Below are 24,694 nucleotides of genomic sequence, written 5' to 3'. Positions count from 1 at the left end.
TCTCCAAACTACGTTTTAGCCAAGGCATCGGCAGGCTTCAACGAAACCTTTGTCAATATCTCTTCCTTCCAGCGATCAGGAGTCTCGCTCGCTTCCTGCTGGCGGGTAACGCTCTCCGCACGTTCCTGCTCCAACAATTGCTCTTCAAGGGCAAATATTTTGGTGAAATAGTCCAAAGCTTCTTCTCCATCACGCTCGGCAGCCATCTCTTTAATTCGGATTACAGGATCTCTGAGCATTTGATTCACAATACTTTTTGTTAATTTACGAATGACTTTGAGCTCCCGTTCATCAAGATCAGGAAGCTTCTTCATCAAGCTATCCATTGTCTCCTCATGAATAGTGCTAGCTTTCGTTTGCAGAGCCTGTATCAGCGGGGTAACACCCAACGTACGCGTCCATTGTTCAAACACAGACATCTCCTCCACAATCATATCTTCAATGACAAGGGCGGCCTTACGGCGCTCTTGCAAGTGATTATTCACAATGGACTGCAGATTATCGATATCGTATAAAAACACATTCGGCAAATCCCCGATAGCGGAATCCAAATCCCTTGGAACCGCGATATCAATCATAAACAAAGGACGTGAACGACGTTTCTGAAGAACAGCAGCAACCTGAGCACGGTTTAATACCATTTCAGAGGAACCCGTCGAGCTGATAACAATATCGACTTCTTCGAGATAATCAAGCAGTTTATCCATGGAGCTCGCTACACCTTGGAACTTGCCTGCAAGCTCTTGAGCACGACTTAAGGTGCGGTTGACTACAATAACCTTATCAGCACCATTTGCATAGAGATGCTTAACAGTAAGCTCGCTCATCTTACCGGCTCCGATAATCATCACTTTCTTATGATCGTAGCTTCCGAAAATCCGTTTGCCCAGCTCAACAGCAGCGTAGCTCACCGATACCGGATTTTCACCAATGCCAGTCTCTGTATGTGCTCGTTTAGCCAAGGTAACAGCTTGTTTGAAAAGCGTATTAAACAGGGTACCCGTCGTCTTCGTTTGCTGTGACAACAAAAACGCATTTCGGATTTGACCCAAGATTTGCGTTTCCCCAATAACCATCGAATCCAGTCCGCTCGTTACGCGGAACAAATGATCTATTGCTTTTTCATTTTCATAAATATACAAATGTTTATTAAACTGCTCACGCGGAACGCCAAACCACTTCTCAATAAATCCGCGCAGGTAATGATCGCACAAGTGTTCCCGATCGACAACTACATACAGCTCCGTACGGTTACAGGTGCCCACAATGACACATTCCATTACGCTTTTCGTTTCTTTGAGCTCTTTCAGAGCCAGTTCCAGATCCGCATCGGAAAATGTGAATTTCTCGCGGATCGATACCGGTGCTGTTCTATAGTTCAAGCCCGCCACAACGATATGCATATGTGTCACCTGCCTTCCTCTTCTTAATCTAGAACTCATTATAGCACAGTTTGCCGAGCCTCTCCGACAAATTTTTTGTATAATATGTGAAAGCAAGATTTATAAACCGGAACTATTTCCTATATTTTCAGCCAATTTGATTCCATTTATACAAGGAAAGCTTTTTTCACCTTATTGAAGCAGTTTTTTGCGGAGTAAATCCGTCATCGCTTTGTCGTCTTTTTGCAGCCTCTGATTCTGAGATGCAATAATATCGCCTCGAGATGATAACAGCTTCCCATAGGCATCGTATAGATCATCAAACTGCTTACGAACCTCCAATAAAGCTTGAACCTCGTCGCTCTTTATAGGGCGCTGGCCTCCTATTTGGAGGCGAATGACAAACTGCATTAATTGTGACAGGCTCTCGAGCGGTGTCAGACTATTTTCGCCAAAAGCCAGCACAAGATGCTGATGTGTAAAGTTAGCCGTATAAACGGCTTGACGAAGCGGATTTAATGACTCGGTGTCCTTCACCTTATCGGTATCGTGCAAGTAACTGCTTAACAGCTCCATTTGAAACAAAGAGACCTGGTAGAGCAGCTTCCCCGCATCTTGCTTTTCCGAATGCTCGCTCACCATTCCAATTATTTGATATACAGGCCAAACGATTAAAAAAGCAAGGATGACATACATTACCCACTTTCGTTTTCGTTTCATCCGATATCCTCCCTAGCCATTGTTACCCAAGCTTCGGCGAAAACGCTATACAAGCTCTACTTGTTCATTGTATGGGAGGATAAGAAAACAAATAACCACGGATTTCTCCGTGGCTACCATTTAAACGAGTTATTATTTTGTCAATTGAACTAATTTTAGTTCCGGCGTTTCCACTTTCAACTCACCCATTCCGCGAACAAGCTTTTTCGCATGTGCAGTTTCCGGTTTAAGTACCGAAATCATATAATCGATAGCCAGTTGAGGATCAACAGTTTCGCCGCAAGTATAACAATCTAATGCAGCAAAACCCTTCTCAGGATAAGTATGAATGGAGAGATGACTTTCCGACAATAATACTAGCACTGTTGCACCTTGTGGTTCAAACTGCTTGGATTGAACGGACATTACTGTCGCTCCACATGCCTCCGCAGCCTCTACCATTTGCGCCTGTAACCATTCTGCATTGTTGAGAAGTTCAAAGTCCACTCCCCAAGTATCAACAGCAACGTGTCTTCCGAAAGTTGAGTATTCCATCTTTCGGTCCCCCTTCCTAGGAATAAAATGTTTGAAAAAATTTCATCCGCTAGGACCTACGTCATTCACTTCTCGAGGGAATAATCTCTCGCAACATTCAATGTCCTGAGTGAATCCTGGTTCCTATTTTGTTTTCAACGAGAATAAAAATAACATCTATTACGAATAAAAGCAATACTTTTTTTTACCAATGCCTATTTTTATTGCTGAGAGATCACACATTGACTAACATATGTTATAGTCTCGTCTCATGTGTATGGTAAACATTAGATTTCTGCAGACAAAAAAAACTTCTCCGGTGTGTCCGGAAAAGTTTTTTTACTATTTATAGTTAAGCTTCGAGTGCGAATAAACGATGTGTCATCTTTTGAAGGCGACCATCAATTTGTTCGCGTACGGCGACGTCTTGAATGTCATTTCTCAGGTCGAGCAAATCATTGATCTGAGATTTAATGCTCAGTATTTCTTGCTCTACCCCCACTTTACGGAACAATCGCTCCAGCATTCCGACCGTATCCTTGAATTCATAAATAAGTCGTTCGGTTTGGCCTTTGCGCTCCACTATTTTGACTACAGCGCCCTGCTCATACTCATAAATCATCGTATAGGTTTCATAAATACGGTGAACAACGGCGCTTCCTTTGAACGTTGAAACAGCTTTTCGCATTAGCTGCACCAAATTTTTGTCTGTTATGCAGCAAGTGCCGCGGCAAACAAACGTGTTAAACTTTCTTTCGAACGATAGGACAATCTCCTGTCCCGCCTCGTTATCTAGCAGAACCACCTCTTGATTTCCGTTTTCAAGCACTTTGACCTGCAAGGAGGCTTGATGATCGACAAACATCTGAATAAACATGGCCATCTCGGCTTCCGTTAACTGTAGGCAGGTTTTGACGTATTGGGTCGCTAACCTCATTGCCATAAAAATCCCTCGATTCTTTGTTTTCGAAACATGAAGCCAAAACTATATTCTCTTGTTCTATATACATTATACTACATAAATATTTAATATTCCTGCTTTCAATTCATTGAATTCCGTTGAAATTCTGAAAAAACTGCTTTAATCACGGGATGATTCAACTTTTTCATATAAATCCCTCTGTTTCCCTTATTAAGTTATGCAGTTCCCTCTGTCCTGTATGCTCCTTCAAGGAAGAACCATCAATAGCCTTCATTGCATATGGATGAAGTATTGTTATACCGTTCATAAAAAAAATCCCTTTCGGGAAGCTGTAAGCTTCCCGAAAGGGATTGATTATACATCTGCTACGGCGTTTATTCCGGCGCATTCACCGCTTCTTCTTCAAGAGTAGTTTCCTCTTCTTCATGGCGAATCGCATCCTGTATGACACCCCAGAGCTCGTCCTTGCCAAGACCAATTTCTGAAGAGAACAAGACAAATGGGTCGTTTTTATCCATTTGCAGTGTTTCTTTAACAATTTTCACGTGTTTTTGCCATTGGCCTTTGGATATTTTATCCGCCTTTGTCGTTACAACGCATAGCGGTACCCCATTGTGTTTGAGCCAAGCATACATTGCCTGATCATCCTTGGATGGCGGATGCCTCAAATCAATGATGAGAAGCACCAGCTTCAAATATTCGCGATGAAGCAAATATTCTTCAATAAACTTTCCCCATATTTCACGCTTGGATTTAGACACTTGCGCATAGCCGTAACCCGGCAAATCAACGAAGAATAAGTCCTGATTAATTTTATAATAATTTAACTGCTGCGTCTTCCCCGGTTTGGAGCTTGTTCTAGCCAGATTTTTGCGCTGGATCATCCGATTGATCAGTGATGACTTTCCTACGTTAGAACGCCCTGCCAGAGCAATCTCAGGCAAGGCGTCTGGAGGATACTGACTCGGACCAACCGCGCTGATAATAAACTCAGCTTGATTGACCTTCATGTTCCTTCACTCTTTCCTTCTTTGAGGCTGAAGCCTCATGTTATACCCCTACGGGTTTGACTAAAGCATGCTCGAGCACTTCATCCATATGCGAGACAGGGATAAAGGTCAGCTCGTTACGCACGCTTTCCGGGATTTCTTCGATGTCTTTTTCGTTATCCTTAGGGATAATAATTTTACGGATTCCGGCACGGTGAGCCGCCAGGCTCTTTTCCTTAAGACCGCCTATCGGCAGTACGCGGCCGCGCAGTGTAATTTCGCCTGTCATAGCTACTTCACGGGACACAGGGATATTCGTCAGTGCCGAAATCAGTGCTGTACCCATCGTGATCCCTGCCGAAGGTCCATCCTTAGGTATGGCTCCTTCAGGAATGTGAATATGAATATCCATTTTTTCATGAAAATCTTTGGCAATGTCCAGCTGACCAATACGGGAACGGGTATAGCTGAATGCAGCCTGCGCCGATTCCTTCATGACGTCGCCTAATTTGCCTGTTAGAGTCAGCTTGCCGTTACCTGGCATCACAGTAACCTCGATCACCAGTGTATCTCCGCCCACTTCCGTCCACGCAAGGCCTGTAACGGCTCCGATTTGGTCGAATTCCTCGGCAACTCCAAAGCGGAACTTCGGTGGTCCCAAATACTCTTTGACATCATTATAGCCAATGTTGACTTTCACATCTTGCCCAGATACAACTTTCTTGGCCGCTTTACGACAAACGGCTGAAATTTGCTGCTCTAAATTACGAACTCCCGCTTCACGGGTATATTCACGAACAATGCGCATAAGCGCTTGTTCTTCAATTATGAGCTGATCTTCCTGCAAACCGTGGTCCTTTTGCTGTTTAGGCAGCAAATAGTTGCGTCCGATATGCAGCTTCTCGATCTCGGTATAGCCCGGAATATAGAGTACTTCCATCCTGTCAAGGAGTGGCCTAGGAATGTTGTGTACCGCATTAGCCGTTGTCACGAACATGACATTCGACAGATCGAACGGTACTTCAATATAATGATCGCTGAAGGTGTTGTTCTGCTCAGGGTCAAGTACCTCCAACAAAGCTGCTGCCGGGTCTCCACGGAAATCCATAGCCATCTTGTCTATTTCGTCGAGTAGGAAGACTGGGTTGGATGAACCGGCATTTTTCATTCCTTGAATGATACGTCCAGGCATCGCCCCGACATACGTGCGACGGTGTCCCCGAATTTCCGCCTCATCCCTCACGCCGCCAAGCGAAATGCGGATGAACTGACGACCCAAAGATCGAGCTATCGAACGAGCTATCGAAGTTTTACCTACTCCTGGAGGGCCCACTAGACATAATATCGGCCCCTTCAGCTTCTTAACGAGCTGCTGCACCGCCAAGTATTCCAATACCCGTTCCTTAGGCTTCTCAAGGCCGTAGTGGTCTTCGTTCAAGATTTCTTCCGCTCGGTTGATGTCCAGGTCATCTTCGGTAAATTGCGACCAAGGAAGGCCTAATAGCCAATCGATATAGTTGCGAATGACTCCGCCTTCAGCCGAGGTAGCCGGCATTTTTTCCAGACGATCAATTTCCTTCTCAATCTTTTCCTTCACTTTCTCCGGAACATCGGTCTCAGCGAGCTGATTACGCAGTTCTTCTACCTCTCCTGCTCTGCCTTCCTTATCCCCAAGCTCTTTCTGGATCGCCTTCATTTGCTCGCGAAGGTAATATTCCTTCTGGGTTTTCTCCATCTGCTTTTTCACACGCTGGCTTATTTTGCGCTCAAGCTCCAAAACTTCACGCTCATTGTTAAGAATGCTGAGCAGCTTTTCCAGGCGATCTTTTACATCGATGGTTTCTAGAATTTCTTGTTTGTCCTTGATCTTTAAGGATAAATGACTGCATATAACGTCAGCCAACCGCCCCGGCTCATCAATATCAGATACAGCGGCTAACGTCTCTGGAGTTACTTTTTTTGACAAGTTAATATAATGCTCAAATTGAGTAAGCACCGTACGCATCAGTGCATCGATTTCAGGATCGGACGATTCCTGTTCAGGCAGCTCCTTAACTTGAACCTCATAATACTCATCATTCGTTAAAAATTCATTGATTTCTGCACGGACGATCCCCTCGACCAATACCCGGATCGTACCATTGGGTAGTTTCAGCATTTGCCTTACTTTAGCAATCGTTCCGATGCGATATATATCTTCCGTTGTAGGTTCTTCAATGTTAACTTCCGATTGCGAGCAAAGAAGAATCATGCTGTCATCCACCATGGACTTCTCCAGTGCCTTAACTGATTTCTCCCTGCCTACGTCCAAATGCAGCACCATGCTAGGATAAACGAGCAATCCCCGCAAAGGAAGCAACGGCAAACGCCGCACCTTTAATTTGTTCGGTCCCATCCTGGAGCACCTCCTGTGAACTTTGCTTTCAGCAAAGTTGACTTCGCAACAATCTGCCTTCTTGAGCGACCTTGCTTCGCCAGCGTTACCATTTGCTGTAGTTAACATTTTAGCAAAATTGATATAAAAACACCAATCGGCTTGTCAACTTATCTCGCACCGGCAAAAAAAGAAACGCTGAAGGCAGAAAATCACTCAAGCCCATCAGCGTGCAGAACCGTTACCGATGCAGGCGGCATCACATCCGGCTGTATACCGGTAGCCTCTGACAACACGGATATTTCAATACCTAAAGCGTGATACAGGACCTCTTCAACCGATTCCACCGGAACAACCTCAAGTCCATTTAATCCTGAGAAAATTTCCTGCCAGTTCTCTTTCGGAATAATGACTTTCGTCGCTCCCGCCTGGAAGGCCGCTTCTACTTTGGCTACGACGCCTCCAACAGGCTTCACTTTACCGTGAATACCTACCTCGCCTGTCATGGCAATATGGTTATCCACCGGAATTTGCTTAACGGCTGAGGCTATCGCAGTTGCCATAGATACGCCGGCTGAAGGACCGTCAATGGGCGTACCCCCTGGGAAATTAATATGCAGATCATAGTTATACGGATTGATTCCCACTCTGCGCAGTACAGTAAGCACATTCTCTACGGAACCGCGTGCCATGCTCTTCCTGCGAATCGTGCGAGAGCCTCCGCCCATTTCCTCCTCATCGACAACCCCTGTAATCGTAAATTTGCCGGTCCCTGCTTGAACAACTGGTATTGCGGTAACTTCAATCTCCAGAAGGGTTCCAAGGTTAGGCCCGTAAACGGCAAGGCCGTTGACAAAACCGATTTCAGGCTTCGAACCGATTTTCCGCTCCGGTCTAGGAGGAATCTGCGAGCTGTTAATGACCCATTCTACATCCGAGGCCGATACTTCCTTGCGTCCGTCCGTTAGAGCCATTCCTGCGGATAGCTGAATAATGTTCACTGCTTCTCTACCGTTAGTCGCATGCTTCTTCACAACTTCCACCGCAGCTGGATTTTCCGGCAATCCGATTTTCTTCAGCGCATTCAATGCGATTTTCCCAATCTCATCAGGTGTTAACGGTCTGAAGTAAATCTCCATGCAGCGTGAACGAATGGCAGGAGGAAGCTCCTGCGGATTGCGCGTCGTCGCACCTACCAGACGAAAATCAGCAGGCAGACCGTGCTGGAAAATATCATGAATATAGCCTGGGATGTTCATATCCTCTGAGTTGTAATAAGCACTTTCTAAAAATACTTTACGATCCTCAAGAACCTTTAATAATTTATTCATTTGATGCGGATGTAATTCGCCGATTTCATCAATAAACAAAATTCCGCCATGCGCTTTGGTTACAGCACCAGCTTTAGGCTGTGGAATACCCGCAACCCCCATGGCTCCTGCACCTTGATAAATTGGATCATGTACGGAACCGATTAAAGGGTCTGCGATACCTCTCTCATCAAAACGGGCTGTCGTAGCATCCACCTCGGTAAATTTGGCTTCTTGGCGAAACGGAGAGTCCGCATTTTTCTTGGCCTCCTCCAAGACGACACGAGCCGCTGCTGTCTTTCCTACGCCTGGAGGACCATAAATGATAACGTGCTGCGGGTTAGCGCCGCATAATGCCGCTTTAAGAGCACGCAGCCCTTCCTTTTGGCCTACGATGTCAGCCATAGCGCTCGGCCTTGTTTTTTCCGCCAAAGGCTTATTTAAAGAGATTGAACGAAGCTTTCTCAGCTTTTCAAGCTCTTTTTTGGATTCTTTATCCACCGCTGTTCGATTAGACTGCTGATTCCGCAACAAATTCCAGAAATACATACCGATCACAACGGCAAAAAATAGTTGGATAATCATCAAAATTACACTAATGTTCATTTAAAATACCCCTCCTACGAGATAAAGTTTCGAAGAATACTCTTCTTCTTGTCCCCGCTATCAGACCTACGAGCAAGCACCATATACCTGGTAGTATTCCCCTCTTAAGGGCGGATTCATACGGTAATGAGAAAGTTTTCTGCCCCGTATGAGAATGAAACGAAAGAGAACCATAAGAGGGAAGTTTTTTCGTAAAGGAGTGTACTTATGCGACGCTTAGCCGCGATCCTTCTTTTATTTTCCGTGACCTTCTTAACCTCCAACCAGCCCTTAAACGCCAAATCAGACCACTATCCTGCTCCTAAGAATCCGATTATCTCTAATGTGGACGTTCTGATCGACGTTGGTCACGGTGGGATCGACAGCGGTACTTTATACGGGGAAATATACGAAAAAGATATAAACCTGGAAATGTCCAGACTCACCTACGATCTTTTGCGGCAGAAAGGAAAGGTCGTTCTTATGAATCGTATGGAGGATTACGCTTTGAGCGGAGAAAACCGTTGGTTTCGAACACGCTCACGTCATTTGAAGGATCTTGCGCAGCGTAGTCACCTGGCCAATGAAGTTCGTCCTAAGGCTGTCGTAAGCCTACACGTAAATTGGGCGGCAAAAAGCGGCAAGCGAGGTCCTGTCGTGCTCCATCAAAAGTCTGATGCAAGCAAACAGCTGGCCAACAGCCTCCAAAGCTCTTTAAATCAGCTGTACGGTACATCCGAAGAAATGGTTTATGGGAAGCCTTTTTACTTACTGAGGCATATTCAAGTTCCTACTGTCATTGTAGAGATGGGTTTTATCTCTAATGCACAGGATCGAGCTCAGATGACACAGCCAGAGAAGCAGCAAAAGTTGGCTGAAGCCATCGCTAAAGGCATCCTCAACTACTTAGAGTCACCTCAAATTGACAGCTAACAAGAAAAGCCGGCCCTAGGGGGCCAGCTTCGAAATGGTTACGAGCTGCGCTTTTTTCTGTATTGACGGAATCGATTGCTTCAAGACGGCCGCGGTATGCTTGCCTGGGGGACCCACATGGCCTATGACAACTGTAGTATCGTGGTCGTCTACATATTTCAGAACCTTCAAAGCTTGTTTTACGATATGATCTCTCGTATAGACGTCATCCATAAAAATATTGTTTTCCAGCGTCCTTAAGCCTACCTCGTTGGCTACAGCTTGTACGACACTCTTATGGGTTGTTTTGCTGTCAAGGTATAATAAATTCTTTTCCTTGCATACTTCCAACACGATCCGCATAACTCTTTTATCCGCCGTCACTTTGGAACCCATATGGTTGTTGATTCCAACGGCAAATGGCACCTCCTCGATCGCTGCAACGACGCGCTGTCTTATTTCATCATCCGACAGGTCTGTCGTAATCGCACCAGGACCAAGCCAGCTCTTTTTCCCTTTAACAGGCTCCATGGGCATATGGACCAATACATCGTATCCAACCGAATGAGCCCATTCGGCGTCCCGCTTCGTTGTAGGCAGAAATGGCATCACAGCAACCGTAATAGGTGCTGCCAGCTCCATGATTTCCTTCGTTCCCTGCATATCATTACCGAGATCATCGATAACAATAGCTATTTTCTTTTGAGTCGCAGACTCCCCTTCTGATCGAATCACGCCTCTCGGTCCTAATAACAAGCAGATTACGATAAAGTACATGACAATCCATTTAACGGTTTGTTTCACGGCGTTTCCTCCTGAATAGTTCTAAGCACTCTCCTTGTTATTTGTCACTAGTTGGAAACCTATTCATGGAAAAATAAAAAAGCAATGTTTCCCTGTTGAGAAACATTGCTTTTATTCATTAACTTATTTTGCTTGAAGCGAATGATTGGTTCTGCCTGGAATTTCTCCGGTTCTTTCAAAATGCTCGACAATAACATCTATTTCCTTCTTAAGCTCCGCGAGCAATTCAGCTTCCGGAACTTTACGGATCATTTCTCCATACCGGAATAGCATGCCTTCCCCTCTTGCTCCAGCTATACCAATATCAGCCTCTCTTGCCTCGCCAGGGCCGTTAACCGCACAGCCCAGAACGGAAACTTTGATTGGAACTTTAATTCTTGAAATATACTCCTCAACCTCATTAGCAATCGAGAACAAATCAATATCCAGACGTCCACAAGTGGGGCAGGATACTAAGGTTGCCGCATTGGTAATAAGCCCAAAAGTTTTCAATAGATCGCGCGCTACTTTAATCTCTTCTACCGGGTCCGCACTAAGCGAAATACGGAGCGTAGATCCAAGTCCCATACTAAGCAGAGCCCCTATGCCAGCCGAGCTTTTCACCGTCCCGGAGAATAAGGTTCCAGCTTCAGTAATCCCCAAATGAAGTGGATATCTGAAGGCGGAAGCCGCTTGGGTGTAAGCAGCAATAGCCATTGGGACGTCGGATGCTTTCAAGGAAACAATAATATCGCGGAAATCCAGCTCTTCCAAAATACCGATGTGATATAGCGCACTCTCAACCATTGCTTCTGGCGTCGGGTAGCCGTACTTTTCAAGAAGGTGATTCTCAAGCGATCCAGCATTAACACCGATCCGGATAGGAATGCCCCGCTCCTTACACGCTTTAACGACCGCCTCCACCTTCTCACGGCGTCCGATATTGCCCGGATTGATCCGAACCTTATCGATGCCGTTCTCGATAGCCATGAGAGCAAGACGATGGTCGAAATGAATGTCTGCCACTAACGGAATTTGAATTTGACGCTTGATATCTTTAATCGCCTCGGCGGCTTCCTTATTGTTAACCGTTACACGGACCAGCTGGCAGCCTGCATCTTGCAAACGATGAATCTCGGCAACGGTAGCTTTTACATCGGCAGTTTTAGTAGTGCACATGCTTTGCATAATGACTTCGTTGCTTCCGCCGATTGTTAAATCCCCAACTCGAACAGGGATGGTCTCCGTTCTGTGAAACATGTATTCGATCTCTCCCATGATACCAAACATCCTCCGCTCTGAGACAAAGCCATTTTCTGACTTTTTAACAGATTGGAGGTTGTTGTGGTTTAGTTATTAAGCACTTTCTTCTTTTTTATTAACGGATTTATCGTCTTTACCCGTGATTTCCGGAGTAATTTTCGCCTGGATCGACTCTTTGGTTACAACACATGTTGAAACCTCAGTACGGGAAGGCGCTTCATACATGACATCCAACATGATGCTCTCGATGATCGCTCTCAAGCCACGGGCGCCAGTATTGCGCTTGATCGCTTCACGAGCAATTTCTTCAAGTGCTTCATCATTGAATTCAAGAGAAACGTTATCCATCTCCAGCATTTTTTGATACTGCTTAACAAGAGCATTTTTTGGCTCCGTCAAGATACGTACCAAAGCAGCTTCGTCTAGAGGCTCCAATGTAGAGATCACTGGCAAACGACCGACAAACTCGGGAATCAAACCGAATTTAAGCAAGTCTTCCGGAAGAACCATGGAGAGATATTCACCTGGTTTCAAATCCGCTCTGTGACCGTCTGTACCGAACCCGATTACTTTTTTGCCGATTCTACGTTTAATGATCTGCTCTAGACCATCGAATGCACCGCCGCAGATGAACAAAATGTTCGTCGTATCGATTTGGATAAATTCTTGATGAGGATGCTTGCGACCGCCTTGAGGAGGAACGGATGCTACAGTACCCTCCAAAATTTTCAACAGCGCTTGCTGCACGCCTTCACCGGAAACATCACGTGTGATGGAAGGATTCTCGGATTTACGGGCAACTTTATCGATTTCATCGATATAAATAATTCCACGTTCCGCCTTCTCCACATCATAATCTGCTGCTTGGATCAGCTTCAGCAAAATATTTTCAACGTCTTCCCCTACATAACCGGCTTCCGTCAAAGACGTAGCATCAGCAATAGCGAACGGTACGTTCAAAATTTTGGCCAGCGTTTGAGCCAGTAACGTTTTACCGCTACCCGTAGGACCTAACAGTACGATGTTACTTTTTTGAAGCTCAACGTCTTCCAATTTGCTTTGCTGTGAATTAATCCGCTTGTAATGATTGTATACGGCAACAGAAAGCGACTTCTTAGCTTGATCCTGGCCAATAACGTATTGATCCAGAATGCCACGAATTTCTTTTGGCTTCGGTACGTCTTTGAGATCCAGCTCTTCCTCGTGGCCGAGCTCCTCTTCAACGATTTCCGTACACAGCTCGATACACTCATCGCATATATAGACGCCTGGTCCAGCTACTAGTTTACGGACTTGCTCCTGAGACTTCCCGCAAAACGAGCATTTCAGCTGACCTTTTTCATCATTAAATTTAAACATGCAATCACTCCTTATCCATTCAATTCGTTACGAGTGATAACCGCATCAATAAGCCCGTATTCCTTGGCTTCTTCAGCGCTCATGAAATTGTCACGGTCCGTGTCCCGCTCAATTTTCTCAAGCGGCTGCCCCGTACGATCTACATAAATTTGATTCAGCTTTTGCTTAGTTTTGATGATCCAGTCCGCATGAATTTTAATATCCGATGCCTGACCTCTCACACCACCAAGCGGCTGGTGAATCATAACCTCGCTGTTCGGCAGCGCGAAACGCTTACCTTTAGCTCCTGCCGTCAACAACAAAGAGCCCATACTTGCAGCCATACCTACACAGATCGTAGAAACGTCCGGCTTGATGAACTGCATTGTATCATATATACCCATTCCGGCAGTTACCGAACCGCCAGGTGAATTGATGTACAGAGAAATGTCTTTCTCGGCATCCTGCGCGGACAAAAACAGCAACTGCGCAATAACGAGGTTGGCAACATCATCGTCAATGGCACTGCCGATAAAGATAATGCGGTCTTTCAATAGGCGGGAATAAATATCATACGAGCGCTCCCCGCGTCCTTCTTGCTCAACAACCATAGGTATCAGACCCATTGTTCCAACCCCTTTGCTCCAAAATTGACTTGCAAAATATATTGTAGCACGTTTAAAAGCATTTCGCGAATTCCCTGCGTTCACTGCCTTAAATCCGGTTCCGCTTAAGCCAAACCGCAACAGTAACACAAGTCAACCATGGTTTTGCGAAATGGTGTCAAGCCTATGTATTCTTGGTAAAACGTTGGTCGTATGTTGATAACTGGACAAAGCTAATCGCTTTACTTCCTAACTATGCTATGTATTAAACTAATCGCCAGGTCTTGAAACCTTAGCTATAGAGAAAGGCACGCATATGGACACGTGCCTTAATCTCCTATGTGATACTTATTTGTGTATTATTATTTGCTGTTAGCAACCAAGAAGCCAACTGTTTTGCTAATAACAATATCATGTTTCAAATCGTTCAAGTTGCCGTTTGCTGTCAAGATAGCACGAAGCTCGTCAGTAGAACGTTGGTACATTTGGGACATTTGAACCAATTGTGCATTAAGCTCTTCTTCAGTTGCTTCCAAGTTCTCTGCTTTAGCAACAGCTTCAAGAACAAGATTGTTCAGTACGCGTTTTTCAGCGTCGCCGCGCATTTGCTCTTTCAGCACATCGTCGTTTTGACCTGTGAATTGGTAGTACAATTCAAGGTTCATACCTTGGCTGGACAAGCGGTTTTCGAATTCTTTGAGCATTTGCTCAGTTTCATTCTCGATCATCACTTGTGGAATATCAACTTTTGCATTAGCAGCCGCTTTTTCAACTACATCTGCTTCTTTCTTACGTTGGATGTCAGCTTCTTTACGTTCTTTCAGCTTAGCTTCAAGATCTTGCTTGAACTCTTCCAACGTTTCGAATTCGCTAACGTCTTTAGCAAACTCGTCGTCCAAAGCAGGCAAGTTTTTGCGTTTGATGTCATGCAAGTGAATTTTGAATACGGCTTCTTTGCCTTTCAAATCTTCGGAGTGGTAGTCTTCAGGGAAGGATACTGTAATATCTTTGTCTTCGCCTTTGTTCAAGCCAACTACTTGCTCTTCGAAACCTGGGATAAAGCTGCCAGTGCCAAGCTCAAGAGAATACTTCTCTGCTTTGCCACCTTCGAAAGCAACGCCATCAACGAATCCTTCGAAATCGATGGATACTACATCGCCGTTTTGTGCAGCGCCTTCTTCAACAGGAACAAGTTCCGCATGGCGTTGTTGCAATTTTACCAATTCTTCGTTTACTTCTTCAGCTGTTACAGCTACATCTTGAGCTTCAAGCTCAAGGCCTTTGTATTCGCCCAGTTCTACTTCAGGCTTAACAACAACTTTAGCTTTGAATTTCAAAACTTGGCCTTTACCGAATTGCTCTACGTCTACTTCAGGACGGTCAACAGGAGTGATGCCTGTTTCATTAACTGCTTCAACGTAAGCTTCAGGCACAACGATATCCAAAGCTTCTTGGTACAAGCTTTCCACGCCGAATTTAGATTCAAAGATCGAACGAGGTACTTTACCTTTACGGAAGCCTGGCACGTTTACTTTGGTTACTACTTTTTTAAATGCTTTGTCCAGTGCAACGGCTACTTGGTCCGCTTCCACTTCAATATCAAGAACTCCAACGTTCTTCTCTATTTTTTCCCAGCTTGCTTTCATTTTATGCTTTCCCCTCCAAAAATTATCCATCACAATTTTTCACGTTCTGACGAAATAAGGGTGCCATGCTTGTCCCAGGTCGTCAATATAACCATTCTATTATAACATATACCTTCGTGTTTTCAAGTTGCAGTTCATTGAAAAAAATAATCAATCACGAAGTCTTCCTGTAAACGTGGCCGTTGCGAACTGCTGCATGATGCGATAAGCCTGTTCCCACTGGAATAACAGCTCATTCGTAATGCCGTACAACTCGAATACTTCATCCCTATCGCCGCTCTCAAAAACCCGCTCGAGCAGCACAAAATGAAGGGCAGCGGCCCAAGCATCTATACTTTCCCGATCCATAAGGAGCATCTGCCGATAAGTCGATGTACCGTATACGAATGCCAGAAATTCGTTCCAGGTCTCCTCGGCAAAATAAGCGAGCGCCGGGTTACTCGTTTGGCTATTTTCTTGAATACGTTCCAAAATATCGTTAATGCTCGAAGGAAACTGATCGAAATCGGAAGGCGTATCCTCCACTTCGACAAGTATAGTCTCCCCATTTTTTCTAAGCTGGAGCATCCCGGACATGCCACGCATCTTAAGCGTTTGCAGTGTCTTATACTGAATCATGGGATGCTGCTCCCCAGTCGTTACCCATTCAGCCAATTTCCCGTTAATCCGGGAGTCCTCCAAAAAAGCAAGCTGACCTAAGGCAAGAAGCTGATTCTCCATCGAGTGGGACTCTTGCAGCATCCCCAGCAGCTTGTCCGTATAACCGCTGTCTTCACGTACTTTGCCTGCCAAATGCTCCCTAAGTATATCCTGCTCGGTCAAATCGTCCTGTCCATCCTCATCGGATAGAGCAATATGGGCTTCAGGAAACATCGTCTGCAGCCATTGCAGCAATGCATGCCATTCCTCTTGTACCCTTTCATCCTGGCTTTGACAGGCCAGCAAAAAACGAAGCAGCTCAATAGCTTCGCCATAGCGTTCCGTCTCCAGCATTCGGGTTAGTTCAAATTGGTAAAAATCAACGGTTTTAGGAAATAGAATCACGTTATCATTCGGTCTTCCGGACAATAGCACACCACCTAACTGACTTCTAAAGCAAACCTTTACCGCCTTATGCCGGCGATAAACTTACCCTGCTTACGAAGGGAGACTTCCTTACGCAAAAATTGAAGTCGCTCATCTTTTGGAAAAGCCTCTATAAAAGGTTTTCTTATGAAGGTCAGTGTACCCGATTCGGAAGCGGAAAGCAAAAGCAACGATGATTAATCGTTATCCTTATACGTACGGTAGGTATATTTTCCCGCTGACGTCAATTCCACCTCCACTCTAACGTTCCTAAGCGATTCCGGCGTGAGCAGGAACATATCGCCTTTATCCGCATACATCCTGTATTTCGAGGTGCTCCTGTCATATAAATGCTTGCCGAGCCCGAGCAAATCCGTTTTTTGTTTTACACCATTAGAGTAAGTTTCACGAATTTCCTGTTCAACCATCGATTGCAGCTGCCGGATTAATACGGATTCTGGAACCTGCTCGCTCAGCTCTGATATGGCACCTTTCACTATGACATGGATATCAAAAGACGGTTTTCCTCCTTCCTCATTAATTTTAACGGCGAATCTTGGCTTTCTAAGTCGGGCTCCTGCAACATTTTTGCCGCCTTCCTTGATCGTTACAGGTGCACGATTGGTTTTACGATCCATCCAACGGAGGCCTTTTACCTTTTCAACAGGGAAAAAACCTGTCTTCTTTTGCTGCCAAAACGAGTAGACGCCATTATAACGCAAAGAGTCGACAGGTTCATTGTTTTTTCGCCATACTTCTTTGCCGACGGTAATTGAAGGCAAGAGCAAAGATTGTACAGGTTCGTAGTAACTGGCTAAGAAATCATTAAGTCTTATTGGCGCTATGTAGGACCGCTGCTTGTAGTTATCTTTTGGAGTGTGCATCATAAGTCGTAGTCGGGACCGCTCAAAATTAGGTGTGGCTTGGAAAATTTCCGTGATAGGGTCACTGGTGCCGAAAACCCACATGGTATATCTCAGTTCATAGAACCGAAACAACGATTGCAGCGTAGTGGTGATCTCCCCCTTTTCCAGTAAAGATTCTCCAATAATCAGCGAAGTAACGTGTCCCCAGAACAGCCTTCTTTGTGACTCTACCGTTATTTTCTCAATAGCTTCTGCATAACTCTTCCCTTTCCCTACAGCAATCCATACTGGAGTCGGGCTCATGTTCATTCCTTGCTCTGACTTAGCCACCTTATCGAAACTTAGCAGCTGTAAATAAACCTGATACTGCTTTTCCTCATTCGAGTAATCGATACCTATAGCATTGACATAGTCCACATTATCAATATCAGTGGAATTCCAGCAGCCGCTCAACAGAAGACCCATCGTCAAAAACAGAAAAACGACACGTACCCGGGAGACTCTCATGATTACTCTCCTCCGGAACGTTTGGGCGGATTACCTTGAGTATGCAGCAGACGTGGCGGTTTCTGCCGCTTGCCCCGCGGAAAGTGAAACAGGACATAGCGCAGGTCCTTCCAGTTAAACGGTGCATAGGGGGCCAGATAAGGAACGCCAAACGACTTCAGGTTCGACAAATATATTAAGACGGAAAAGGCGGCAGTAAAAAATCCGAACAACCCGAAAAACGAAGAGAGAAAAAAAATATAGAGTCGAATGACCCCGACGGAAAGACCGAAAAGGCCATTGACTATGGTGAATTGAGCCGTAGCCGAGACGGCAGCTACCACAAGCGTAGCCGGTGAAGTCAAGCCCGCTTTAATAATAGCGTCCCCGATGATCAAGCCGCCAACTACGGATACGGAAGGCCCCAATGCGGAGGGAAGACGACTTCCCGCCTCCAAAAAAAATTGGAACAGAAGCAGCATAAGCAAAATTTCCATTGGGCCTGAAAGTGGTGTTCCTGCTGTGGAGATCGCTACCGTGGCAAGCAAAGGAAATGGAATTTGGTCCTGATGATAGGCCGTCAATGCTACCCAAAACCCGGGGAGCAAGACAGTCATAACTAGCCCCATCCTTCGCATCATTCTTTCGATATATACCAGAAGTATCGGAGTGTGCGCATCTTCGGCAACTGCCATCATGTAGGAGATATTCACCGGAGCTACCATTGCCGTCGGATTCCCATCCATAAGGATGACGAAGCGCCCCCTCATGAGACTGTTGACAACCATGTCCGTCCTAGTCGTAATATTTACGAGAGGAAAGAAACCGAGCCCAGGCTTAATCAGCAGGTTCTTCAGCTCTTCCATATTAAAAACCGCATCTACATTCAAACCCTTCAGCTTGCTGCGGATATCCTCGGCAATGGATTCATTGAGAACATCGTTTAAATACAAGAGGGATACCTCTGTCCTGCTCCGAGAACCTATCGTAAAGTTCTCACAGCTCAGCGTGTTGGATCGAATTCGTTTGCGTATTAAAGCTACGTTGGTCGTTACCTGCTCTACGAAGCTATCTCTGGGTCCGTATACCGTAAGCTCCGTGCTTGATTCTTCAGGACTGCGTTCAGGGCGGTTGGAGGTTTCTACATGATACAGATCACCCTTGTCAAGCTCAAATACGACAAGATTCCCCCTAAACACCTGATCCATGATATCTTGCTCTGTTGGATTATCGGCAAACCGCTGAAGCAACAGTCCATCTCCCAGCTGCTCCTTGCTCTGCTTGTGCTCTGTTTTATGCTTTCCGCCTTCTTCTCCATGCATTACAAGCTCTTTCAGCATAACGTTGCTGCATAAGCCTTCACAAAATACACGCAGAATGTTTTGTTCTTTCGACAAAAGAATGTTCACATCATCGCAACGAAAAAATAGCTCGCGAAGCTTCTCCTCGCTCCAATCCATTAGGCGGATAACCTCCTCTTCTTCGTCATGAAAGCAACGACGCACAATATGCAAGTCAACAGTAGATAGGCAACCAAGGAATACGGCAGGTAAATATATTTCAACCAGTCATAAAAGACAATGTCTCCGATGGGAAGATTCGTGATAAATAGGATTACAACGGATAGCAGCATAAGAAAGATGGATTTGTTCGTCTTTCCCTTAAACGGACTAAGCTCTCCCAATATGTACATGGACAGCGATACTCGGACAAAAGCTCCGGCAAACCATTGGTAAATAGAAAAAAAATCGACCCTTTCGATATATTGATGAATAACGACCAACCTCCACTGCTCAAATGCCGGATATCGGTGCTTGGCCGATTCAACAGGACCGAACTCAGCGATAGAGCCCGTTATCGGACCCAAGGTTAATATGGTAATAATGAAGCCCAATAGGACCAACTGCCACCATCTCATTTTGTGCGAAATATGGTGTTGAAACATCAGAATGACGAACAATTCCGAGAAGCCGGAGCCAGCGTAAATCATCCCTCGCAAGAGAGGCTCCACCCCGTATTCCATGACTGGCAGCAGCCTGGAATAATCTTTGTTCGGGATATTGGCGCTCATCACGAAAAAGCCCAGTATGACGATGAAGGGCAGTAAAATTCCTGCCGTGATTGCAATAGAATTGATTCCGGAACGTGCGGAGAAATAGCAAAGACATACCAGCAGTAAGGATAAAAGGATCATCGGCGTTTCCGGCAAATAGGAGGATGCTGCCCATGTTACGGTATCTTTCACAGTAATCAATACAACAAACATGTAGCAAATAATGAAACTAATCCTTAGAATAAGCGATACTGAACGGCCTGCTGTCTCCTGAACCCATTCAAGCAGAGGCTGTTGACCACTGCGCTTCATAATCCAGTAAATAATCAAGATCCATACCATGAATGGCAAAGCTGTAAAGACAGTAGATATCCATGCATCCCTGCCCGCAATATCCAAAATAACCGGAATGAGAATGACATGATCAAAAAGTCCTACCGATGCCATAATGATCATAATGATTTGTATAATATTGATGGACTTGGTCAAGCTTCTCACCTCAACCTCAAAATGGTGACTAGGATGTCTGCCATGTAGCATGCCCTGAATACTTTTTCATAATCCATCCATAGCTTGATATAGTAACTGAATCCTCCCTTTATTAGATCCGGTCCCCTTTCTTGCAAATAAAAAAACAGCGAAAGGGAAAATCCCCTTCCGCTGCTATGGCGCTGACGATGTATTAATAAATTTTCATTGCCGCTTGAATTAGTTTAGCTTTGATATTTGGATCCTGATCGATGAACGCGTACATCTTGTCCACCGCATCCTTGTTTTGCAGATAGTCTTTTTCACTTTGGATTGCTTCGTGGGACCATTCAAGCAACGCCTTCTCTGCAGCGCCCAATTGGTTCAGTGCTGTATGTAGACCTGTCTGCTCGATCAGTTCCTCTACCTTCTCCTGGTTAACGACGCTAAGCAGTTGAACGGTAGCCAGCTTATTTTGAAATGCCTCGTTCACTCTCTCAAAGTGCTCTTTGGCCTCTTTGTATTGGGTTTGTTCTTTGGATAACTTCGTCTTCTTCATAACGTAGACCACCTCTTCTTCTTGATCGGTTCGGTAGGCTTTACAGCTTTCCGGCAACTTTGAGTTAAATCATCCTTAGCCCGATATCCGTCAGCACCGCAAAAGGCCATTTTGGCCAAGAAGATAAACAGAAGCGTCGCTTGATACATCTTCTTCCCTTCCCAACCGCCTTATGGTTAGAGTGGGATAATCGCTCTTGTTCTATTCATCTTGCATCGACTCTTGTATTGGACCGCTAACGCATAGTGTAAACGGTATTTTCATTTTTGTCTATCTTTTCCTCTATGGAGGACAGACATTTTATGCTCCTGCCTAGCATAACCTTTAGCATCATACTGTCGCTGTCGAAATGCTTGTCATTTTGTAGAACAGAAACAACAGGAGAGGATGAAAGGCCATGTGCGGAATAACGGGATGGATTGATTGGCAAAAAGACTTGACTCAGTATCCGTCTATTCTGGAACAGTTGACGGATACAATGACGAATAGAGGTCCTGACGCCTCCGGTACTTGGATCACGCAGCACTGCGCACTCGGACATCGACGCCTGAGCGTCATGGACCCGGCTAACGGTGCTCAGCCCATGGTCCGTAAATACGGTGAAAATACGTATTCCATCGTATATAATGGCGAGCTGTACAACGCCCCTGAGCTCAAAAAGGAGCTGGAGCAACGAGGTCATACGTTCTACACTACTTGCGATACAGAAGTGCTTCTCGTCTCCTACATCGAGTGGGGACGCGCATGCGTTGATCGATTGAACGGCATATTTGCCTTTGGCGTATGGAATTCGCTCGAACAATCGTTATATCTAGTACGGGATAGACTTGGCGTGAAGCCTCTTTTCTATTCTTATTCGAACGGACGCCTGCTGTTTGGGTCCGAACCTAAAGCGATTTTATCACATCCGGACTTTCCCGCTCAAATCAGCGGCGAAGGACTCGCCGAAATTTTCGCTGTCGGCCCGGCGCGTACTCCCGGACACGGGGTCTACTGCAACATGTTTGAATTGAAGCCTGGACATTGCATGACCGTAGACCGCAGCGGAATGCAGATCCGTACCTATTGGAAGCTTGAAAGCAAGCCTCATGAAGACGATGTTGATACTACGGCAGAACGGATACATGAATTACTCAAGGATACCGTAGAGCGGCAGCTTGCCTCTGACGTTCCCATATGCACACTGCTTTCGGGAGGTCTCGACTCGAGCGCTTTGACAACCTTCGCGGCCAACCATTACCGTGAGCATAATCTAGGTATAATTCATACTTATTCCATCGATTATGTAGATAACGACAAGCATTTCAAGGCCAATGTCTTTCAACCAAACTCCGATGCCCCCTGGATTCAGCGGATGACCGAATTTCTTGGCAGCGAGCACCATTTTATCGAATTCGATACACCGGAGCTAGTAGAAGCTTTGAAGACGGTCGTCTATGCACGCGACCTGCCAGGCATGGCTGATGTCGACGGCTCCTTGTACTTGTTTTGCCGCGAAATCAAGAAAGACGCCACGGTCGCTATTTCTGGTGAAGCAGCTGACGAAATTTTTGGCGGTTATCCTTGGTTTCACCGTTCGGAAGCACTTAATGCCAACACATTTCCATGGTCACTTGCCACTAAGGATCGTGTGAATCTGCTATCACCTGACTTGGTCAACTGGGTGAAGCCCGAGCAATATGTACAGGAAAGGTATCGTCAAGCACTCTCAGAGGTGCCGCGGCTCGCAGGCGAAGACCAACAGCAAAACCGGATGCGGGAAATGTCTTATCTTAATATTACCCGCTTTATGCCGACCTTGCTCGACCGTAAAGACCGAATGAGCATGGCGGTTGGACTTGAAGTCCGTGTTCCGTTCTGCGATCATCGATTGGTAGAGTACGTCTGGAATGTCCCATGGGAAATCAAAACATCCGGGGATCGCGAAAAAGGAATACTGCGCAGAGCGCTGCGCGGCGTCCTGCCTGAGGATGTGTTGACCCGCAAAAAGAGCCCTTACCCCAAAACCCACAATCCTAGCTATTTAGCCGCTGTGCAAAAGTGGGTATTGGACATATTGGACGATTCCAGCTCACCGCTCCTTCAATTCATTGACGCTCCCAAAATTCGTGCTTTGGCTGAAGGTGACGCTAGCCAATTTAATCTCCCTTGGTTCGGCCAACTGATGACCGGTCCCCAATTGTTTGCTTATTTAGCGCAAGTAGACACATGGCTTCGCCATTATAAAGTATCCGTTCGATAAAGTAATATAGATCCTTTCATACACCCTATTGGGTGAAAAGAATGACAAAAAGGAGCGGTTCTCGTTCTTGCATCTGATGCAGGAACGGTACCCGCTTTTTTTCTGCTACCCTTTATCCAGATCATCCCATAATGCTTGTATTGCTTTGCCGCGATGACTGATTTCATTTTTTTGCCGCAAGGAAAGCTCAGCCATCGATTTATTCATTGCCGGTATGTAAAATAGCGGATCATATCCGAATCCATGATCGCCTCGCGGAGCTGATAGGATCTCCCCCTCGCAATACCCTTCAATTTCGCTGATAATCCGTCCTTCGGCATCAACGAAGCAAATAGCCGATACGAAACGAGCTGGGCTCAGCGTATCGGACTGACTTTCATGAGCAGGCAGCTTGGATAGCTCCTCAAGCAGCTTACGGTTGTTAGCTTCGTCGTTCGCCGGTTCACCCGCATAGCGGGCTGAATAAACGCCGGGCTCGCCGTTCAACCGGTCGACGCACAAGCCTGAATCGTCCGCAATTGCTGGAACTCCTAATTGTAAAGCGACTGCACGTGCCTTTATTAATGCATTTGCAGCGAAAGTATCTCCATCCTCCACAATATCAGGAATATCCTCGTAGTCCAGCAAGCTTTTTACTGCAATGCCTTTTTGCCGGAATAGCGGTTCAAATTCCTTAACCTTACCGGCATTGCGGGTGGCGACAACGATCTCAGACCCGAGATTCTGCATGTGCCGCTCTCCTTATCCTTTCGGATATTTCCGGACCGAGTGCCACAGTTTGCTCCTGTATCATGGATTGGATTCCGCCTTCAGCCAGTGCAAGGAGCTCATCCAGCTCTTGGCGAGTGAACGGAGCTTCTTCTCCCGTTCCTTGAACCTCAACGAACTTGCCTAGACCCGTCATAACAACATTCATGTCCACTTTGGCTTTGGAGTCTTCCTCATAATTCAAATCGAGGCACGGTTGGCCGTTAACAACCCCTACGCTGACAGAGCCAAGGAAATCGTTAATCGGATATTTCTGCAAATGCTTCTCTCTTGCAATTTTATCAATGGCAAAAGCCATAGCAATGAAAGATCCGGTGATGGACGTTGTACGTGTTCCGCCATCGGCTTGAATAACGTCGCAATCCAGCGTAATCGATCTTTCGCCCAATGCTTCCAGGTTCACTACGGAACGAAGAGCTCGACCGATCAAACGTTGTATCTCCATCGTTCTTCCACCGAGTTTACCTTTGGCAGCTTCTCTCTGATTGCGCACTTGTGTCGCGCGGGGCAGCATGGAATATTCCGCAGTTACCCAGCCCTTACCTTGACCTTTCATAAAAGGCGGCACTCTCTCTTCGACGGTTGCCGTACAAATGACTTTTGTGTCACCGACCTCAATCAACACCGAGCCTTCGGCATGTTTATTATAATGGGTTGTAATGGTAACAGGACGTGTTTGGTTCGTTTGTCTCCCGTCGCTTCTCATACAGATATACTGCCTCCTTCATGCTATTTGCAATTCCCCTAAAAGTAATGCGAATCTGCCCGAAATATCCGATTCGATACCGTTTATCCGGCACATTCTTAGCTTCCGGGATTTCTGACATCCACCATTGTACCAGAGT

The 24,694-nt window shown here is 45.7% G+C and carries 22 protein-coding genes; 2 read left to right on the top strand and 20 right to left on the bottom strand.

Translation table 11 applies throughout. The features are described from left to right. Positions 1-8: 8 nt before the first annotated feature. The 7 genes from hemA to lonB all read right to left on the bottom strand — a co-directional run bounded on the left by hemA (position 9) and on the right by lonB (position 8,816). Positions 9-1,403, bottom strand: a complete 1,395-nt coding sequence (gene hemA, locus BP97_RS0102300) for a glutamyl-tRNA reductase (RefSeq protein WP_028547659.1) — start codon at positions 1,401-1,403, stop codon at positions 9-11. 171 nt (positions 1,404-1,574) lie between these two features. Next, complete coding sequence (locus BP97_RS0102295; RefSeq protein WP_028547658.1) at positions 1,575-2,102, bottom strand: hypothetical protein; 528 nt, start codon at positions 2,100-2,102, stop codon at positions 1,575-1,577. Between the two features lie 132 nt (positions 2,103-2,234). Continuing rightward, entirely contained in the window at positions 2,235-2,636 is a 402-nt protein-coding gene (speD, locus tag BP97_RS0102290; RefSeq protein ID WP_028547657.1) for an adenosylmethionine decarboxylase, read from the bottom strand. Between the two features lie 331 nt (positions 2,637-2,967). Then, positions 2,968-3,558: a hypothetical protein gene (locus BP97_RS0102285; protein ID WP_028547656.1), complete on the bottom strand. Its 591-nt coding sequence runs from the start codon at positions 3,556-3,558 to the stop codon at positions 2,968-2,970. Positions 3,559-3,911: 353 nt separating this feature from the next. After that, positions 3,912-4,547 (bottom strand): ribosome biogenesis GTP-binding protein YihA/YsxC, encoded by a 636-nt coding sequence (yihA, locus tag BP97_RS0102275; protein ID WP_028547654.1) that lies wholly within the window; start codon positions 4,545-4,547, stop codon positions 3,912-3,914. A gap of 40 nt (positions 4,548-4,587) precedes the next feature. Further along, positions 4,588-6,921 carry an endopeptidase La gene (gene lon / locus BP97_RS0102270; protein WP_028547653.1) on the bottom strand — a complete coding sequence of 778 codons (2,334 nt, stop codon included), beginning with the start codon at positions 6,919-6,921 and terminating at the stop codon, positions 4,588-4,590. Between the two features lie 191 nt (positions 6,922-7,112). After that, positions 7,113-8,816 carry an ATP-dependent protease LonB gene (lonB, locus tag BP97_RS0102265; RefSeq protein ID WP_028547652.1) on the bottom strand — a complete coding sequence of 568 codons (1,704 nt, stop codon included), beginning with the start codon at positions 8,814-8,816 and terminating at the stop codon, positions 7,113-7,115. 207 nt (positions 8,817-9,023) lie between these two features. Here lonB and BP97_RS0102260 point away from each other — a divergent pair, with 207 nt between their 5' ends. Beyond that, positions 9,024-9,728: an N-acetylmuramoyl-L-alanine amidase family protein gene (locus tag BP97_RS0102260; protein WP_028547651.1), complete on the top strand. Its 705-nt coding sequence runs from the start codon at positions 9,024-9,026 to the stop codon at positions 9,726-9,728. Between the two features lie 15 nt (positions 9,729-9,743). On the opposite strand, the gene BP97_RS34965 is transcribed toward BP97_RS0102260, so the two are convergent. From BP97_RS34965 to BP97_RS40900, 11 genes are all read right to left on the bottom strand, one after another. After that, positions 9,744-10,484: a divergent polysaccharide deacetylase family protein gene (locus BP97_RS34965; RefSeq protein WP_081823904.1), complete on the bottom strand. Its 741-nt coding sequence runs from the start codon at positions 10,482-10,484 to the stop codon at positions 9,744-9,746. Between the two features lie 150 nt (positions 10,485-10,634). After that, positions 10,635-11,750 carry a flavodoxin-dependent (E)-4-hydroxy-3-methylbut-2-enyl-diphosphate synthase gene (ispG, locus tag BP97_RS0102250; RefSeq protein ID WP_028547650.1) on the bottom strand — a complete coding sequence of 372 codons (1,116 nt, stop codon included), beginning with the start codon at positions 11,748-11,750 and terminating at the stop codon, positions 10,635-10,637. Between the two features lie 96 nt (positions 11,751-11,846). After that, positions 11,847-13,112 (bottom strand): ATP-dependent protease ATP-binding subunit ClpX, encoded by a 1,266-nt coding sequence (clpX, locus tag BP97_RS0102245; protein WP_028547649.1) that lies wholly within the window; start codon positions 13,110-13,112, stop codon positions 11,847-11,849. An 11-nt stretch (positions 13,113-13,123) separates the two neighbouring features. Continuing rightward, the gene (clpP, locus tag BP97_RS0102240) at positions 13,124-13,717 is read right to left on the bottom strand and encodes an ATP-dependent Clp endopeptidase proteolytic subunit ClpP (protein ID WP_028547648.1); all 594 of its coding nucleotides are present in this window, start codon (positions 13,715-13,717) and stop codon (positions 13,124-13,126) included. A 341-nt stretch (positions 13,718-14,058) separates the two neighbouring features. Beyond that, the gene (gene tig, locus BP97_RS0102235; protein ID WP_028547647.1) at positions 14,059-15,342 is read right to left on the bottom strand and encodes a trigger factor; all 1,284 of its coding nucleotides are present in this window, start codon (positions 15,340-15,342) and stop codon (positions 14,059-14,061) included. 150 nt (positions 15,343-15,492) lie between these two features. Beyond that, positions 15,493-16,410: a hypothetical protein gene (locus BP97_RS0102230; RefSeq protein WP_028547646.1), complete on the bottom strand. Its 918-nt coding sequence runs from the start codon at positions 16,408-16,410 to the stop codon at positions 15,493-15,495. 194 nt (positions 16,411-16,604) lie between these two features. Next, positions 16,605-17,780, bottom strand: a complete 1,176-nt coding sequence (locus tag BP97_RS34960) for a Ger(x)C family spore germination protein (RefSeq protein WP_051620285.1) — start codon at positions 17,778-17,780, stop codon at positions 16,605-16,607. Between the two features lie 2 nt (positions 17,781-17,782). After that, positions 17,783-19,219, bottom strand: coding sequence for a spore germination protein (locus BP97_RS34955; RefSeq protein WP_051620284.1), 1,437 nt, complete (start codon positions 19,217-19,219; stop codon positions 17,783-17,785). Then, positions 19,219-20,301 (bottom strand): GerAB/ArcD/ProY family transporter, encoded by a 1,083-nt coding sequence (locus BP97_RS0102215; RefSeq protein WP_156043118.1) that lies wholly within the window; start codon positions 20,299-20,301, stop codon positions 19,219-19,221. Before BP97_RS0102215 ends, BP97_RS34955 begins: the two co-directional genes overlap by 1 nt. A 193-nt stretch (positions 20,302-20,494) precedes the next feature. Further along, positions 20,495-20,839 carry a hypothetical protein gene (locus tag BP97_RS0102210; protein WP_028547644.1) on the bottom strand — a complete coding sequence of 115 codons (345 nt, stop codon included), beginning with the start codon at positions 20,837-20,839 and terminating at the stop codon, positions 20,495-20,497. Next, positions 20,836-20,988 carry a hypothetical protein gene (locus BP97_RS40900; protein ID WP_156043117.1) on the bottom strand — a complete coding sequence of 51 codons (153 nt, stop codon included), beginning with the start codon at positions 20,986-20,988 and terminating at the stop codon, positions 20,836-20,838. The genes BP97_RS0102210 and BP97_RS40900 overlap by 4 nt, the downstream gene beginning before the upstream one ends. A 248-nt stretch (positions 20,989-21,236) precedes the next feature. On the opposite strand from BP97_RS40900, the gene asnB reads away from it, so the two are divergent. Next, complete coding sequence (asnB, locus tag BP97_RS0102200) at positions 21,237-23,081, top strand: asparagine synthase (glutamine-hydrolyzing) (RefSeq protein ID WP_028547643.1); 1,845 nt, start codon at positions 21,237-21,239, stop codon at positions 23,079-23,081. 105 nt (positions 23,082-23,186) lie between these two features. Here the strand turns inward: asnB and BP97_RS0102195 are convergent, their stop codons facing one another. Beyond that, the gene (locus BP97_RS0102195) at positions 23,187-23,810 is read right to left on the bottom strand and encodes an XTP/dITP diphosphatase (protein ID WP_028547642.1); all 624 of its coding nucleotides are present in this window, start codon (positions 23,808-23,810) and stop codon (positions 23,187-23,189) included. Further along, positions 23,791-24,555 (bottom strand): ribonuclease PH, encoded by a 765-nt coding sequence (rph, locus tag BP97_RS0102190; RefSeq protein ID WP_028547641.1) that lies wholly within the window; start codon positions 24,553-24,555, stop codon positions 23,791-23,793. Before rph ends, BP97_RS0102195 begins: the two co-directional genes overlap by 20 nt. Between the last annotated feature and the right edge of the window lie 139 nt (positions 24,556-24,694).

Origin of the sequence: Paenibacillus sp. UNC451MF, from assembly GCF_000686845.1 — a bacterium.
Classification (GTDB): Bacteria; Bacillota; Bacilli; order Paenibacillales; family NBRC-103111; genus Paenibacillus_S.
Note: the sequence above shows the minus strand (reverse complement) of the source record. Positions and strands in the feature narration are given on the sequence as shown.